This is a genomic window from Photobacterium sp. GSS17, from assembly GCF_028621875.1.
GTDB lineage: Bacteria > Pseudomonadota > Gammaproteobacteria > Enterobacterales > Vibrionaceae > Photobacterium > Photobacterium ganghwense.
In genome coordinates this window covers 1,838,345-1,853,758 of sequence record NZ_CP117518.1, presented here as the reverse complement: position 1 = coordinate 1,853,758, position 15,414 = coordinate 1,838,345, and the positions used below count along the sequence as shown (strand labels likewise).

Genomic DNA, 15,414 nt, shown 5'->3' with positions numbered 1-15,414 from the left:
CCTTACGGGACCAGACCAAACATGCGCGGAATAACCAGAGTGATATCCGGTACAAACGTAATCAGCATCAAAGACAGAACCAGCATGCCGATGATGGGCAGTATTGGGCGAATAATTTTCTGGAATGGAATATCGGCAATCGAGCACGACACAAACAGCAGTGTCCCAACTGGCGGTGTAATCAGGCCGATACTCAGGTTAAACACCATCATGATGCCGACATGAACCGGATCCATTCCCAACATGTTAAATACAGGCATCAGAATCGGCGTGAAAATAATCACAGCCGGTGTCAAATCCAGAAATGTACCAATCAGCAGTAACATCAGGTTAATCAGAATTAGCAGGACGATCTTGTTATCTGAAACCGTCAGGATGAAATCACTGATCATGGTCGGGATAGATGCAAAGCTCAGGGCCCACCCCATGATGCCGGACGCCGCGACCAGAAAAATGCAAATGGCTGAAGGAACAATTGCATCAATGAAAATAGCCGGTAAATCTTTAAAGCTGAGTTCACGGTATACGAACGACAAGAGAAACGAGAACAGTACGGCCATACCGGCAGCTTCTGTCGCCGTGAACAACCCGCCAACTATCCCGCCGATAATAGCCAGAATGAGTAATAACGGTGGTGTAGCTTGCCAAACTGCTTGCAGAATACGTTTCATGGCCGGCAGTTTTTCAGTGGGGTATTTGTGTTTTATCGTGAAATACAGCGCCGGAACCATCACAGACAGACACCATAGGATCCCCGGCAAGTAACCAGCCAGGAAGAGTGCAGCAATGGAGGTACCGCCCGAATAAAGAGAAAACAGAATCAGGCTCGCCGATGGAGGAATCACCAGGCCAGAAGGGGCTGACGCTGCATTGACAGCCGCCATGAAACTGCTGTGATAGCCTTCTTTTTTAGCGTGAGGATTAATTGTGCCTCCGACAGCCATCGCAGCGGCAGAAGCAATCCCGGCCAGCGCACCAAACAGGGTATTGGCAATAATATTGGCATGGGCCAGAGCGCCAGGTAAGGGCGCTGCGATGACCTTTGTCAGATTGATAAGACGCAGGGCTATTGAGCCGCGGTTCATTATGCCCCCGGCGATGACGAACAACGGAATCGCCAGGAAGGTGAAACCATCCACACCGGTCGCCAAGCCCTGTGCGGCGGCATTAAGAGCAAGTTCACAGTCGGCGTAAGACACCAAAGCCAGTACTGATGCCAGACCAATACCAAAGGCAACCGGGAAACCAAGAAAAAGCATAAAGAAAAAACTGCCGAACAACACGACGGCGGAGAGTACTGCCGGATCCATTATGCTTGCTCCCTGTTAAGACGATTGATTGAAGACATATTCTGAGCAATGAAGTAAACCGCAAACACAATCAGCATCAGACCAGAGAATGGCACTGCGGAATAGACATAGCCCATATTGATTTTCAGCACTGGCGAGACCTGGCCAAATTCAAAATTATTCATCGCCATGGTGTAGCCCCCGACCAGTGCAATCAGGCCGAAAATGATCACCAGACAGTGATGGATAATCTCCAGCACATGCCCTTTTACGGTGCCGGCCAGCTTCTCCGGCAAAATGGTTACCGCTAGGTGTTTTTTCTTGCCGTACACAAAAGCCCCGCCCAGCATGGCAACCCAAATCAGAGAAAAGCGCGCGATTTCATCAGGCCAAGTGGCGGGATTGGTCAGCACATATCGACCGATAACCTGCCATATCACTGACACCGTCAGCAGCATTAGCAATGCACACAGCACGTAGCTCAATAACTGCTCTGTCATATTGAATAAACGTTGCATATCAGACCTATCGGAAAGGAAGCAGGCACCAAAGTGCCTGCTTAAATCAGAGTTACGATTGAACAGAGTGGATGCTTTCCGCCAACGCTTTTAGTGATGGTTGCTGTGTATATTTATCCAGGTAAGGTTGCGCTTTCTGATGGAACGCCTCCATATCCGGTTCAGAGACCGTCACACCCATTTCTTTCATTTCTGCCATGGCATCGCTTTCCAGTTTCAGGAACAGCTCCATTTGATACGCAGCGGCTTCATTAGCGGCTTGTTTAAACTCGGCTTTTTCTTCATCGTTCAGCCCTTGCCATACATGTTTGCCTATCACAATCATCCCCGGATACAGCACGTGCTGGCTGTTAGAGAAGTATTTCGCGACGTCACCATGGCGAGCCAGAGTCAATGCTGATGGACCACCTTCCGCACCGTCGACGACTCCTTGCTGAAGAGCGGTATACACTTCAGACCAGGAAATTGGGGTCGGGGTCGCTCCCATCGTTTGAGCCACTTCAATCGCGTCAGACGAATTCATGACCCGGATTTTCATGCCTTTCAGATCGCTTGGTTCCGTCACGGGTTTAGACACGGTGTAGTAACTGCGCGGCTCGTCATACAAGAACGTCATACCAATCAGGTTTCGACTTTCGGCTTTCATCAGCAGATCTTCACCAATTTTGCCTTGCAGAACAGCTTTGAAATGGTCAGGGCCTTTAAACATGTAGGGCATGGTCAGTACCGAGTATTCCGGGGCATAGGTTGTCATCAACGTCGTGGCAGTTTTGGAGATATCCAGCATACGGGTCTGAAGCTGCTCCAGCATGCGGCGCTCATCACCAAGCTGGCCGTTCGCATAAGCACGTACCTGATATTTTCCATCGGTGTACTTTTCAACTAGCTCACCAAACTTCAGCATTGCCATCCCTGTCGGATGGTCATCCGGATGGTTGTAACCCATACGCAGGGTTTTCGCAGATACCGAGGTTGTGGCTAAAGCCATGGCCAGGGCGCAGAGGGTCAATGTCTTCTTCATCATATGTCCTTATCTCTTCTTCTACACGGCAAGTAGGGCTACCGCTATCTTAATTATGTGTTGTGTTCGGGTATTGCCTGGGGTCATGACATCCGCTTGTAGTAGCCGATACCAATGGTTTTTCTAAACTGCCATGGCTGCCAGTTAGGCCACAACGTTTCTGCAATCATGGCAATCGTGATCCACCGGAACCAGGTCGCAAATGTATTACTGTGCCCCTGTGGCTCTTTGTAACCTTTCACCCAGCCGTCAAAACCTCGCTCCCCCAGCAGAGTGTCAGGGAAACCACCGTCTCCATTTTGAAAATCAAGCAGCTTCACCAGCAAGGCGCGTAGCCAGTGTTCAACTTCTTCTCGGCGTTCAGGATGACGCTGCACACCGTGGACCAGAATGTCGACAATATCCACATCAATACAACCACTACGTACCGCAATTGGCTGCTCAAGACAGCGAGAAATTGACTGATTAAAGTGGGGAATTTCAGCATCCAGATCGTAGAAAATATGAAGGTTATGAGTCGCACCACACAGGGCAAACAGCAAAGCTTCCTGGCTGAACTGCTGGCCGGGCCCCCAGAAGCCGCTGAACGGTTCTGACTGCCGGTTGTGCCATTCAATAATATCGTTGAGGCGCTCACGGGCGGGCCCTTCAGGATGACGACCCATTTCCACCAGCAGGAAAGAGCCAATGTTGACGAGGTTGTTGCCTTCTAGCCAGGGATCACGCATATCTCGCTGACCAAGCCATGACCACATGAATGCCTCATCAAGAAATGGCACTAGAAACGGCATTTGGAACTTATCCAGATGGCCAAGGGCATCCAGCGCTCCCATTGAATAATTGGTTGCATGAAAATGCATATACTCTTGCGTATCCGCCAGGGACTCGCGCTTGTAACAGTCTTCCCATTTCATACCCGGCAGGGTGAAATAACCGTTGTCATGCTGGCAGGACAATATCCAGTCGACTAAGGGGTCAGGGTTGGCAATCGGATCGCCCAGTAAGGCACGAGCCATAATCGAATCGTAAGTACCGGATAGCAGCATTTGCGGAAAAGCACTGGCATCATGCAGCGCGCTGACCCGTGCCACTCCTTCCGGGGAGCCTTCGGCCTGCATGCTGCGCAGCCAGGTACGTGATTTTTCTCGGGCTAGTAAAATTCGCTCTTTGAGTAATTGATCGGTAAAACTCATGGCAATGTTCTCGTTCGTTTAAATCGTGAGTAAAAAATATTTCGAAGCATGCTTCACGATGAACAAAAAACTATCAAAGCCACTCTCCCAGCCCCATCTCCAGAAAAACAGACTGTGACCTGCATAACTTGTCACCAGATTATTCGTGAGTGCAGTCACAATCACGCTTGGCAAGCGTGATCTTGATCGTTTTTTCAAATGCCATGACGTGATGAAGATCACGCACAGTCCCCCATCAATTGGGTGACTGGTCACAAAACGCCCAAACAGTGCGTTCGCCGCGGATGACGAATTCACTTTCGCTCTTCTGTGAGCCAGCAATCCGCTTTAGCGTAATTAGCACAACCTGTAACCCGTTTCCCTCTGACTGAAGTGAACTCGCATTATGCTAGAGAAGTCTGATATCGCTGAAAACGCAGTCGAATGCCTGCACAACGAGCAATACGATAGCCCTTACAACCAACAAAACCTTAACCATGAAGGCATGATTTTCATGGGTGGGCGTCATCCCGAGAGTTTGGGGGGCAAGTGGCGTTTTACCCTGGATTTACATGATACAGGCCTGCGCCAGAAATGGTTTCAGATCGAACCGTTTGATCATGAAACCTGTACCAACCCCTATGACTACGATCCGCACAGCGGCGAAGAAATCACCGTCCCTTCATGCTGGCAAATGGAACGAGAAAAATGGTTCTATTTTGAAGGCAGCGCCTGGTATACCCGTGATCTGGATTACCAGCCGGAGCAGGACAACGAAAACGTCTTCCTGCGGATTGGGGCGGCCAATTACGACTGTAAAATTTTCCTGAATCATCAGTTCATTGGTAACCATTACGGCGGCTCTACCCCATTCTTTGCCGACTTTACCGGCAAACTCCGGACGGGACGCAACCTGCTGATGATTTGCGTGAACAATGCCCGTACCGAAGACAGAATCCCGATGCGCAATAATGACTGGTTCAACTACGGCGGTATTCATCGCGAGATTGAGCTGGTTCGTACACCGAAAGATTACATTAAAGATCTGTTCATTTATCTGGTGCCAAATGGTCAGTTCAACACCGTTCGGGCTGACATCACAACGATAGGGGAAGTCAGTGAAGTTGAATTGGCTATCGAGGAGCTGGGTATCCGCACCCGCTTACCGGTCATTGACGGCAACGCCAGCACTGAACTGACGGTGTCTCCCAAACTGTGGTCGCCAGAAGCGCCAATCCTGTATGACATTGAGGTGCAGATCCCTGGCGGCGACAAGGTAACCGATCGCGTTGGTTTTCGTGAAATCCGGGTCGATGGCACCACCATTCTGCTCAACGGCCAGCCGGTCTATCTGCGCGGTATCAACTGCCATGAAGACGATGAGAAGCTGGGCCGACTGACTAACGAGTTTGATATACGCCGCCGCTTTGCCCATGCCAAGGAACTCAACTGTAACTACATGCGCCTTGCCCACTATCCGCACCATGAAATGGCCGCTCAGATTGCAGATGAAATGGGGATCATGCTGTGGGAAGAAATCCCGGTGTACTGGTCAATCGCCTTCCATAACCCTCAGACCCGTCGCGACGGTAAAAACCAGATGCTGGAGCTGATCAAACGAGGACGTAACCGCGCATCGGTCATCATCTGGTCGGTGGGTAATGAAAATGCCGATACCGATGAGCGCTTGGATTTCATGACGGACCTGGTAAAGGCCACCCGCAGCGCAGATCCAACCCGGCTGGTGACCGCGGCCTGTCTGGTCAATCACGCCAAGATGAAAATTGAAGATCGGCTGGCTGACTACCTCGATGTCATCGGGCTCAATGAGTACTACGGCTGGTATGAAGAAGACTTTAACGACCTGATTGTCCTTGGCAAAAACTCTGCCCCCACCAAACCGGTCGTGATCAGTGAAACCGGGGCAGAAGGCATGCTGGGCAGTAATGCGCCGAAGAAAGGCGCTTTCAGTGAAACCTACATGGCTGATGTTTACCGTAAACAAACCGAGTTTCTGCCTAATCTGGATTACATCAAAGGCTTTACCCCGTGGATTCTGTATGACTTTCGGGCCGAGCGACGCCAGAACCCTTATCAAAATGGCTATAACTGCAAAGGATTGATTGGGGCAGACAAGCAAACCAGAAAGTCGGCGTTTTATGTCCTACGCGACTTCTACGCCAAGTTGGCCCAGCAGTCACTAAGTGACAACTAATCGGCATCTCACCGGTTAGCCGTCACACCGCTCAGTCATCAGACTGAGCGAGATCCCCGGCCAGTGAAAGCAGGCGCTGGGGATCAAACAACAGGCTGAGATAGTGCGGGTGACGGTGTCGCCCTTCATCCAACCAGTTATCAAGGTCAACAGCGAGCATCCGCATCAAATCGATCTCGTGATTGAGCAGGCGGTGAGCCTCCGGATGACGGTGATAACGCTGAATGAAGTAACGCGCAGCCACGCCCTGACAGACGCGGGTAAACATCTCGGTGTACCAGGGCACACGCTCATAAACCCGCAGCACCAGATCGCGAAAGTGGGCGGGCATAGCAATCGCCTGAGTCAGCTCATGCGCCTGGGCACGGACCTGTTGAGCCAGAAATCTGGCACGCTCTTTTTCCAATTTGATCAAATGCAGCTCTTCGAGCCCGGTTTGCGGATCATCACTGCTAAACAGGCTTTGGCCGACATAGCGAGGATCCATATTGTACTGTTCGGAAAACAGCAATTGCAGCGCCTGCTCGTAGGATTCAGGGATCTGGCTGTGGGTTTGCAACAAGTGGCCAAGCATGTAGGGCGTTTTGCGTATCCATTCAAAAGACTGGGTAAACAACAGATGCAACCGCTGCGCCTCATCGTTGGAAACCTGGCGTTGCAACACATCATTGAGCCAACAGCGAAAAGCATCTTTTTCTGACAGCTCAAGCTCGTAGCTATACATCGCCAGCCCTTGCAGATTCACGCTGTTGATGGAGTTGACCAGTGAACTGTTCGATACCCATTCCCAGCTCATTTTACAGCTGATGGCTTCCAGTTCCTCGCCGCCGACGGCATTGGCCCAACACAGGCGACCTTGGATTTCCTCCAGCAGGTAACAAGGCAGAAGGGTCCAGCCGAACTCGACGCCCCACATGTCGTACTCGACCCATTTTAGGCGTCCGGGCAACTCGGCAATGGTGGGATTATTGGGCAAACCGGGCCGATAGCCAGATTGGGTGGCCTTCAGCGAAATACGGACATCAGGCGGCATGGCGTTAATGGCATTGTGAAAGTGCCAGCGCTGCCACTTGCTTTCCATGTAATCGCGAACCACCAGCCTCTTTCCGTGGGCCCGGGTGATGCGATTGAGGACACCGAGCAGCGACTCAAGGCTGATTCTGTCCACTTCCGGTGGAGCGAGATTCACAATAACTCCCCGCACTTCGGGTAGTTCATGGAACAGGCCGCTCATTACCTGGTTCAGAAACTGGCACCAGAACAGTTCGTCGCCTTCCAGTGAGTCAATGAGTGGGTATTCAGGGTATTTCTGCAACAGGAGCCCGTCGGTAGGGTTGGCCGCCCCTTGCAGCCAGACACCGATGCCGTGCTGTTTGCAGTAGCGAATTACCCGTTTCAGGAATAACAGGGAATCAATCCGGCCCCGTTCGAGATTCTCGCGCTCAAAACGGCAATGGGGAGAGGGGTGAGCCAGCAGCGACCACAGATTTTCCTGGTGGAAAATCAGGCCATTGAAATGTTGGCGCTGCATAAGCGCAACAATTTCCTCGATATGCGGCCACTGCCACATCATCGGCGAATTGAGTTCAAGCAATCGCAGAGGGATACGGGTACGCAAGATCACTCCGGGCGGGTGAGAAAAGTGGCCTCCAAAGTATAGAAGGCGCTGAAGAGACACAATTTTTGCCAACAATTTTGCGGATTTGATCATGGCTTTTGTCATACAGATACGCAACCAGGCACTGAACTAACCGGCCCCCAGGGCGCTGCATTTGACCATGTTTATACCGCCAACGATAACTGAAACAGTGAGTGAGACCATGTCACAATTTATGACCGAAGACTTTTTGCTGACAACCGATACAGCCCGGGAGCTTTACCACACGGTGGCCGCTCACCAGCCGATTATCGACTACCATTGCCACCTGCCGCCACATCAGGTGGCTGACAACTACCGTTTTAGCAACTTGACCGATATCTGGTTACGTGGCGACCATTACAAATGGCGGGCCATGCGAACCAACGGGGTTGATGAGCGATTCTGTACCGGAGCTGCCAGCGACTACGATAAATTCATCGCCTGGGCCAACACGGTTCCGCAAACGCTGGGGAACCCTTTGTTTCATTGGACCCACCTCGAACTTCGTCGTCCATTCGGGATCACCGGCACAGTGCTAAACGGCAACAGTGCTGACGCCATCTGGCACCAATGCAACGAAATGCTAGCGACGCCAGAATTTTCAGCCCGTGGGATCATGGAGCAGATGAATGTCCGCATGGTCGGAACCACTGATGATCCGATTGATGATCTGGCTGCCCACAAAGCGGTTGCAGGCGACAAGAGTTTTTCAGTTCGTATGCTTCCTAGCTGGCGCCCGGACAAAGCATTCAACATCAACGCCCCTGAGTATGTCGATTATCTACACACACTTGGCGAGCTAACGAATATTCATATCTCCCGCTTCCATCAGTTGTGTGAAGCGCTGAATCTGCGTCTGGACTACTTCGCCGCTCACGGCTGCTGCATTGCCGATCATGCGCTGGATACCGTGGTTTATGAGGATGCATCTGAGCAAACTCTGGATGCCATTCTGGCCAAGCGACTGAACGGGCAATGGGTCAGTGCGACCGAAGCTGCCCAGCTTAAAACGGCAGTCCTGATCTTCCTCGGTAAAGAATATGCCCGCCGCCATTGGGTACAGCAATACCATATAGGGGCACTGCGTAATAACAACGAACGTATGCTGCACCAACTGGGTCCGGACACCGGTTTTGACTCCATCAACGATGGTCTGGTTGCCGCACCCCTGGCAAAACTGCTCAATGCGTTAGATCGTGATGATAGCCTGCCGAAAACCATTCTGTATTGCCTGAACCCTCGCGATAACGAAGTGCTGGCCACCATGTGCGGCAACTTCCAGGGAAGTGGTACCGAAGGCAAGCTCCAGTTCGGCTCTGGCTGGTGGTTCAACGATCAAAAAGACGGCATGTTACGTCAGATGGAACAGCTCTCCCAGCTTGGCTTGCTGAGCCGCTTTGTCGGCATGCTGACTGACAGCCGCAGCTTCTTGTCCTACACCCGCCACGAATACTTCCGTCGCTTACTGTGCCGACTTATTGGCCAATGGGTTGCCGACGGTGAAGCCCCCCGGGACATGGCACTGCTGTCAGCCATGGTAGAGGACATCTGCTTTAACAACGCTAACCGCTATTTCAACCTCAATCTGTCACACCACACTCAGGAGAACGCATGATGCTGACGCTTAACCGTACCGATTTTCCGGGCAACACTTACCCGACCAAAGTGATGCAGTTTGGCGAAGGCAACTTTATGCGGGCATTTATTGACTGGCAGTTGGATATCCTGAACGAACAAACCGACCTCAATGCCGGGATCGCCGTTATCAGACCGATCGACAGCCAGTTTCCCCCTCTGCTAAACACCCAGGACGGTCTATACACCACCGTCATTCGAGGCATCAATGAGCAAGGGCAAGCCGTTGAACATACCCGGCTAATCCGCTCCGTGAATGAAGAAATTGCTGTCTATCAAAATGTGGATCGCTACATGGCGTTAGCCCAACATCCTGACTTACAGTTCATTTTTTCTAACACCACAGAAGCCGGTATCAGTTATCATCCGGACGATCAGTTGGCAGATTCGCCAGCCAGCAGCTTTCCGGCCAAGTTGACCCAATGGCTGTACGCACGCTTCCGTTACTTCGACGGTGATGCCGACAAAGGGCTGTTTATCATTCCTTGCGAACTCATTGACTATAACGGCGAAAAACTCAAGGAATATGTCCTGGCATATGCTCGGCAATGGCAGTTGGAAAGCGCGTTTACCACTTGGCTAACCACCGCCAATACCTTCTGCTCCACGCTGGTTGATCGGATCGTGACCGGCCATCCCCGTGACGAACACATGGCCTTACAGGAGCAAGTTGGCTACGCCGATCAGTTCATGGTAACTGCCGAGTACTTCTACTTGTTTGTGATTCAGGGGCCTCAGGCACTGGCTGATGCGCTACGTCTGTCGCAGTGCAACCTCAATATCAAAATTGTCGATGACATCAAGCCATATAAAGAACGCAAAGTCGCGATCCTTAACGGCGCCCACACCGCTCTGGTTCCGGTAGCCTACTTGTGTGGTCTTGATACCGTCGGGGACGCCATGAAAGATCCTGACCTCAGCGCGTTTGTTGACCGTTTGCTGGCAAAAGAAGTGATTCCGGCTCTGGACCTGCCTCGCGATGAACTGGACAGCTTCGCAGCAAGTGTCATCCAGCGTTTTCAAAATCCTTATATCCAGCATCAACTGCTGTCGATTTCACTCAACAGCATGACCAAATTCCGTACCCGCTTGCTGCCTCAACTGGTAACCACAATGACGGCTAGCGGCCAGCCCCCTCAACTGATGTCGTTAGCCCTTGCCGCTCAGCTACTGTTCTATCGTGGCAAGCGCGGTGAGGAACGCATTGCCCTATGCGATGATCAAGTATGGCTAGATCGGTTTGCCGAACTCTGGAATGCCGTTGAACAGCGCGCGATCACCACACGTGAACTGGTCAGCACCGTACTGAGTGACTCTGAGCACTGGGGAGAAGATCTGACTCAATACTCACGGCTGGTCGACACTGTCACAGAGCAACTTGACGCCATTTTGGAAACGGGCGTGCGTACCGTTCTTCAACTGACGCTGGAGGCAAAATGAAAACCTGGATCCAAATTCATCCGACCGACAACGTCGCTATCGCCCTTCAGCCGCTGGCTGAAGGGGTCACCTTGAATCTCGACAACGGCCGGAGCGTGACCGTACAGGAACCGGTTACCAAAGGGCACAAGGTCGCACTCACCGATCTGGCTGAAGACGACAAGTTATTCAAATACGGAGAGCCGTTTGGCCATGCCACCCAGGCTATTTCTGCCGGAAGCTGGGTACACAGTCATAACGCCCGTACGAACCTGAATGAGAAAGCCGACTATCGCTTCCAACCGGTTGAAATAGCTCAGCCAGAGGCTACGCCCCCTCGCACCGTGCATGTTTACCGCCGTCCCAACGGTGACGTCGGTATTCGCAACGAACTATGGGTTATTCCGACCGTCGGGTGTGTTAACGGAATGGCACAGCGTATGGTAGAACGTTTTCTGGCCAATCATGACACCAGTGATATCGACGGTGTGCACGTTTTCCCACACCAGTTTGGCTGCTCCCAACTGGGGGATGATCACGACACCACCAAACGCTTGCTTCAGTGTATGGCCCAACACCCCAATGCCGGCGGGGTTCTGGTCATCGGTCTGGGGTGTGAAAACAACCAGATTCAACCGTTTAAGGAAGGACTGGGAGACTTTGACCCGCAGCGTATCCGGTTCCTAATCAGTCAGCAGGTTGAGGATGAACTGGAAGCCGGGTGTGGACTGTTGCATGATATTTATCAGACCATACGACACGACAAGCGAACCCCCGGCACACTGGCCGAGATCAAACTGGGATTGGAGTGTGGCGGCAGTGACGGCCTGTCCGGTATCACCGCCAATCCGTTGCTCGGACAACTCTCCGATTACCTGACGGCTCAAGGCGGCACCACAGTATTGACCGAAGTTCCTGAGATGTTCGGCGCTGAAACGTTACTGATGGGACGGGCCAAAAACCGCCAAGTATTCGATAAAATTGTCACTATGGTCAATGAATTCAAAGACTACTACCTGCAGCACAATCTGCCGGTCTATGAAAATCCATCTCCGGGTAACAAGGCCGGGGGCATTACGACACTGGAAGACAAATCCCTTGGCTGCACCCAGAAAGCTGGGACCAGCCAGGTTGTCGATGTCATCGGCTATGCTGAACAGCTCACAACCCCGGGACTAAATTTGCTCAACGCCCCGGGCAACGATGCCATTGCAACCAGTGCCCTTGCCGCAGCCGGGTGCCACATTGTGCTTTTTACTACCGGACGCGGTACCCCGTATGGCGGCTTTGTCCCCACGTTGAAAATCGCCACCAACAGCGAACTGGCACAGCGAAAACCCCATTGGATTGATTTTGATGCGGGTCAGCTTGTGTCCTCAGAAATCAGCATGACAGCACTCAGAGATCAATTGCTCGATAAACTGGTGGCAGTGGTAAATGGGGAGACAACCCGAAACGAACAAAATCAGGTACGTGAACTCGCGATATGGAAAAACGGAGTCACTTTGTAAAATTACCCTTCCCTAGACTTGATTAGTCCTTTTTAGTCCTTTTGGCCTGCATCCCCCTCTCATTTGGAGGGGTAACGCAGGCTTTTTTCACCTCTTCGTGTGTCCAGCCCTTATGCCCATCACCATCCAGCAAAAAATTTCATCAATACAAAGAAAAACTTGCGGAAAACCTCACCGCTTCCCGCTCCGATTAGCGCGATACTCAGCAACAGCAAAGCAATGTTTGAGGATTCAAGGAGACGGTTATGGACGTGCTGATTCTTGTCGCACTGATCCTACTTAATGGGGTGTTTGCCATGTCAGAAATTGCGCTGGTGACGGCCCGGAAAAGTCGATTACAAAAACTCGCGAGCCAGGGGGATGCCAGTTCGGCATTGGCCATTCAGCTCGGCGAAGAGCCGACCCGTTTTTTGTCAACAGTCCAGATTGGCATCACGGCTATCGGGATCCTCAACGGTATTTTCGGAGAAGCCGCACTGGCGGCTCCGCTGGCTGACCTGCTGCACGAGAACGGACTGAGCACCAGAACCAGCTCGGTCACTGCGACAGCCATAGTGGTGGTGGGCATTACCTATGTTTCCATTGTCATCGGCGAACTGGTGCCCAAGCGCCTTGCCCAGTTTCATCCTGAGAGTATCGCCCGAGTCATGGCCTTTCCGCTGGCACTGCTGGCAAAGCTGTCTCGCCCATTTGTTTGGCTGCTTTCCGGCTCTACCGACTTAATCCTGCGGCTGCTTGGCAAAAACAACCAGAACAACGGTGACAGCCTGACCGAAGAGGATATCCGGGCGGTGCTGACGGAAGGTAGCGAGTGCGGGGCGATCGAAAAACAGGAACACGACATGGTGCGAAACGTGTTCCACTTTGATGATCGGCGCGTCACATCCCTGATGACACCGCGCAGCGAAATTGAAATGCTCGATATCAATACGCCGATAGACAGCAACATTAATCGCCTGCTGGCTTCCGGCCATGAACGCTTTCCGGTGGTTGAAGGGAGCATTGATAATCCACTTGGCATCAGCTCCGCCAAGCAGTTCTTGCAGCACAAGATTGCCCGGTCGGGCTCTACGCTCACCCACTCCCTGCAACCTGCCGTCTTTGTACCTGAAACCTGGACCGGTACTCAGCTGCTGGCACATTTCCGTCAATCTGGCGACACCATGGTGTTTGTGGTGGATGAATACGGCGATGTTCAGGGAATTGTGACTCCCCATGACATTCTCGAAGCACTGACTGGCGAGTTTAATATCCGTGCGCCGGAAGATATCTGGTCACTGGAAACAGAAGAGGGGCAATGGTTGATGGACGGGCTGATCCCCATTCTGGTGCTTAAAGACCTACTGGCCTTAACGGCTTTGCCGGACGAAACACACCATGGTTACCACACTCTCAGTGGCATGCTGATGTGGTGCCTGAACCGATTGCCAGAGGTGGATGATGTCATCGAATGGGAAGGCTGGCGCTTCACGGTCACCCGTGTGGAAGGTAACCGAGCCGACAAGATCAACGTCTGCCAGACTGCCGCCAAGTTAGAACCGGACAGAACAGAGGAAGGCCAACGCCACTCCCCGGTCACGTGAGCCTCCACCCCGATATCGGGAGACGTATCCCCGAAGTAATCACACCAGAAGACGATCAGGGAACGGGGAAAAGCGCAGCCTTACCCCGTTAATTGCTTTAACCACCGCTCATGCTGAACCACTGCTCACGCTGAACCACAATTCAGCGCGGACTGTTGATCAATACAACCTGATAAGCAATGGGTAATCGGGCTCGGCTGTCACCTATTTGTTGGCAGCCATTGCCAGCTTGGATAAGTCATACCAGGATTCACGCGACTGCCACCAATAAGCCGTTCTGATCGGCTGGGACAGATCCAGCGATTCGCCGATCATCGGGGTGACCAGTTCAACTTGGTATGACGCGGCTTCATCGATCAGATCATTCACCGGCTCGTCCCATTTATTCAGAAACAACTCGTAGGTCGACCAGTGAACCGGAAACAATTTATCGCCCCGCACATCGAGATGCGCCTGCATGGTATGGGCGGCCTGCATATGGCCCCACCCTTCAACCGGATAGCCGCTGTCCGCTTTCAGATTGGCGGCCACTTCCAGGAAGGTCAGGTCAAACGGCCCCAGTTTTTCTCCAATCGCCTTGAAATGCTCACCGTACGCCGAATCACCGCTGTAGAACACGCTGCCGGCGTTGGCCTGAATCGCCCATGACGTCCACAGGGTTTGGTTTTTGTCAAACAATCCCCGGCCGGAGGTGTGATTGGCCGGGGCCGAAGTAATGCGCACCGAGCCGACACGCTGACTTTCCCACCAGTCAAATTCATGGATGTTAGCCGGGTTTACTCCCCACTTTTCGAGATGACGTCCCACCCCGAGCGGCACATAAAAAGTGACGTTTTTATCGGCATAGTAACGCGCCGTGCTCTCTTCCAGATGATCATAGTGGTCATGGGAAATCAGAATGACATCCGGCAGTGGCAATGCCTCGCGGCTGACCGGGGCATCAACATTGCGACTGAACCAGCGCGAAAACAGCGATGGCGAAGCATAGTCAAACACCGGATCTATCAGCATCCGCACCCCGTCAGCCTCCACGAACAACGACGAATGCCCCAGCCAGGTCACCCGCAAATCCTGGCTGGGCTCCACCAGCTTGGCCGTATCCACCGCCTTAAATGTCAACCGGTCATGTGGCTTGTATTGATCCCGCGCCATGAAAAATTTCCACATCACCGATAACATGCCTTCACTGTGATCAACCTGAGGCAGGCGGCTGATAGCGGTACCGTTGTCAAATTGTGGAGAGCGGGCAATCCGCTCCTGGCGGATTTCTTCACTCTGTACATGCCAGCCATCAACATCATCGCCACTGTAAGCTGCGACCCCAAGTACGCCCATTACAGCGACCAGCGATGCTTTCAGAGATGTTTTCATTTGTTCTAGCCTTAAAAGTAAACGCAGGTGTATACTTTTAT

Annotated in this window: 11 protein-coding genes; 5 read left to right on the top strand and 6 right to left on the bottom strand. The window is 52.3% G+C overall.

Going from position 1 to position 15,414, the window contains the following annotated elements; translation table 11 throughout:
* Window positions 1–2: 2 nt before the first annotated feature.
* From PGW97_RS24675 to PGW97_RS24660, 4 genes are all read right to left on the bottom strand, one after another.
* Entirely contained in the window at window positions 3–1,310 is a 1,308-nt protein-coding gene (locus PGW97_RS24675) for a TRAP transporter large permease (RefSeq protein ID WP_273860135.1), read from the bottom strand.
* The gene (locus PGW97_RS24670; protein WP_273860134.1) at window positions 1,310–1,807 is read right to left on the bottom strand and encodes a TRAP transporter small permease; all 498 of its coding nucleotides are present in this window, start codon (window positions 1,805–1,807) and stop codon (window positions 1,310–1,312) included. The genes PGW97_RS24675 and PGW97_RS24670 overlap by 1 nt, the downstream gene beginning before the upstream one ends.
* A gap of 52 nt (window positions 1,808–1,859) precedes the next feature.
* Window positions 1,860–2,828: a TRAP transporter substrate-binding protein gene (locus tag PGW97_RS24665; protein WP_273860133.1), complete on the bottom strand. Its 969-nt coding sequence runs from the start codon at window positions 2,826–2,828 to the stop codon at window positions 1,860–1,862.
* 83 nt (window positions 2,829–2,911) lie between these two features.
* A complete protein-coding gene (locus PGW97_RS24660) occupies window positions 2,912–4,021 on the bottom strand; it encodes a hypothetical protein (RefSeq protein ID WP_273860132.1) in 1,110 nt (369 codons plus the stop codon).
* A gap of 385 nt (window positions 4,022–4,406) precedes the next feature.
* Here PGW97_RS24660 and PGW97_RS24655 point away from each other — a divergent pair, with 385 nt between their 5' ends.
* Window positions 4,407–6,215 carry a glycoside hydrolase family 2 protein gene (locus PGW97_RS24655; protein WP_273860131.1) on the top strand — a complete coding sequence of 603 codons (1,809 nt, stop codon included), beginning with the start codon at window positions 4,407–4,409 and terminating at the stop codon, window positions 6,213–6,215.
* 31 nt (window positions 6,216–6,246) lie between these two features.
* Here the strand turns inward: PGW97_RS24655 and PGW97_RS24650 are convergent, their stop codons facing one another.
* Window positions 6,247–7,833 (bottom strand): hypothetical protein, encoded by a 1,587-nt coding sequence (locus PGW97_RS24650; RefSeq protein ID WP_273860130.1) that lies wholly within the window; start codon window positions 7,831–7,833, stop codon window positions 6,247–6,249.
* A gap of 202 nt (window positions 7,834–8,035) precedes the next feature.
* On the opposite strand from PGW97_RS24650, the gene uxaC reads away from it, so the two are divergent.
* The 4 genes from uxaC to PGW97_RS24630 all read left to right on the top strand — a co-directional run bounded on the left by uxaC (window position 8,036) and on the right by PGW97_RS24630 (window position 14,002).
* Entirely contained in the window at window positions 8,036–9,469 is a 1,434-nt protein-coding gene (gene uxaC / locus PGW97_RS24645) for a glucuronate isomerase (RefSeq protein WP_273860129.1), read from the top strand.
* Window positions 9,466–10,929: a tagaturonate reductase gene (locus PGW97_RS24640; RefSeq protein WP_273860128.1), complete on the top strand. Its 1,464-nt coding sequence runs from the start codon at window positions 9,466–9,468 to the stop codon at window positions 10,927–10,929. The genes uxaC and PGW97_RS24640 overlap by 4 nt, the downstream gene beginning before the upstream one ends.
* A complete protein-coding gene (locus PGW97_RS24635; RefSeq protein WP_273860127.1) occupies window positions 10,926–12,419 on the top strand; it encodes a UxaA family hydrolase in 1,494 nt (497 codons plus the stop codon). Before PGW97_RS24640 ends, PGW97_RS24635 begins: the two co-directional genes overlap by 4 nt.
* 245 nt (window positions 12,420–12,664) lie before the next feature.
* The gene (locus tag PGW97_RS24630) at window positions 12,665–14,002 is read left to right on the top strand and encodes a hemolysin family protein (protein ID WP_273860126.1); all 1,338 of its coding nucleotides are present in this window, start codon (window positions 12,665–12,667) and stop codon (window positions 14,000–14,002) included.
* Window positions 14,003–14,206: 204 nt separating this feature from the next.
* Here PGW97_RS24630 and PGW97_RS24625 read toward each other — a convergent pair whose 3' ends face one another.
* Window positions 14,207–15,373 (bottom strand): MBL fold metallo-hydrolase, encoded by a 1,167-nt coding sequence (locus tag PGW97_RS24625; protein WP_047884935.1) that lies wholly within the window; start codon window positions 15,371–15,373, stop codon window positions 14,207–14,209.
* Window positions 15,374–15,414 lie beyond the last annotated feature (41 nt).

Excerpts from the sequence above, each read along its gene's own strand:
- PGW97_RS24675 (WP_273860135.1), bottom strand. The coding sequence starts at position 1,310 with ATGGATCCGGCAGTACTCTCCGCCGTCGTGTTGTTCGGCAGTTTTTTC.
- PGW97_RS24670 (WP_273860134.1), bottom strand. The coding sequence starts at position 1,807 with ATGCAACGTTTATTCAATATGACAGAGCAGTTATTGAGCTACGTGCTG.
- PGW97_RS24665 (WP_273860133.1), bottom strand. The coding sequence starts at position 2,828 with ATGAAGAAGACATTGACCCTCTGCGCCCTGGCCATGGCTTTAGCCACA.
- PGW97_RS24660 (WP_273860132.1), bottom strand. The coding sequence starts at position 4,021 with ATGAGTTTTACCGATCAATTACTCAAAGAGCGAATTTTACTAGCCCGA.
- PGW97_RS24655 (WP_273860131.1), top strand. The coding sequence starts at position 4,407 with ATGCTAGAGAAGTCTGATATCGCTGAAAACGCAGTCGAATGCCTGCAC.
- uxaC (WP_273860129.1), top strand. The coding sequence starts at position 8,036 with ATGTCACAATTTATGACCGAAGACTTTTTGCTGACAACCGATACAGCC.
- PGW97_RS24640 (WP_273860128.1), top strand. The coding sequence starts at position 9,466 with ATGATGCTGACGCTTAACCGTACCGATTTTCCGGGCAACACTTACCCG.
- PGW97_RS24635 (WP_273860127.1), top strand. The coding sequence starts at position 10,926 with ATGAAAACCTGGATCCAAATTCATCCGACCGACAACGTCGCTATCGCC.
- PGW97_RS24630 (WP_273860126.1), top strand. The coding sequence starts at position 12,665 with ATGGACGTGCTGATTCTTGTCGCACTGATCCTACTTAATGGGGTGTTT.
- PGW97_RS24625 (WP_047884935.1), bottom strand. The coding sequence starts at position 15,373 with ATGAAAACATCTCTGAAAGCATCGCTGGTCGCTGTAATGGGCGTACTT.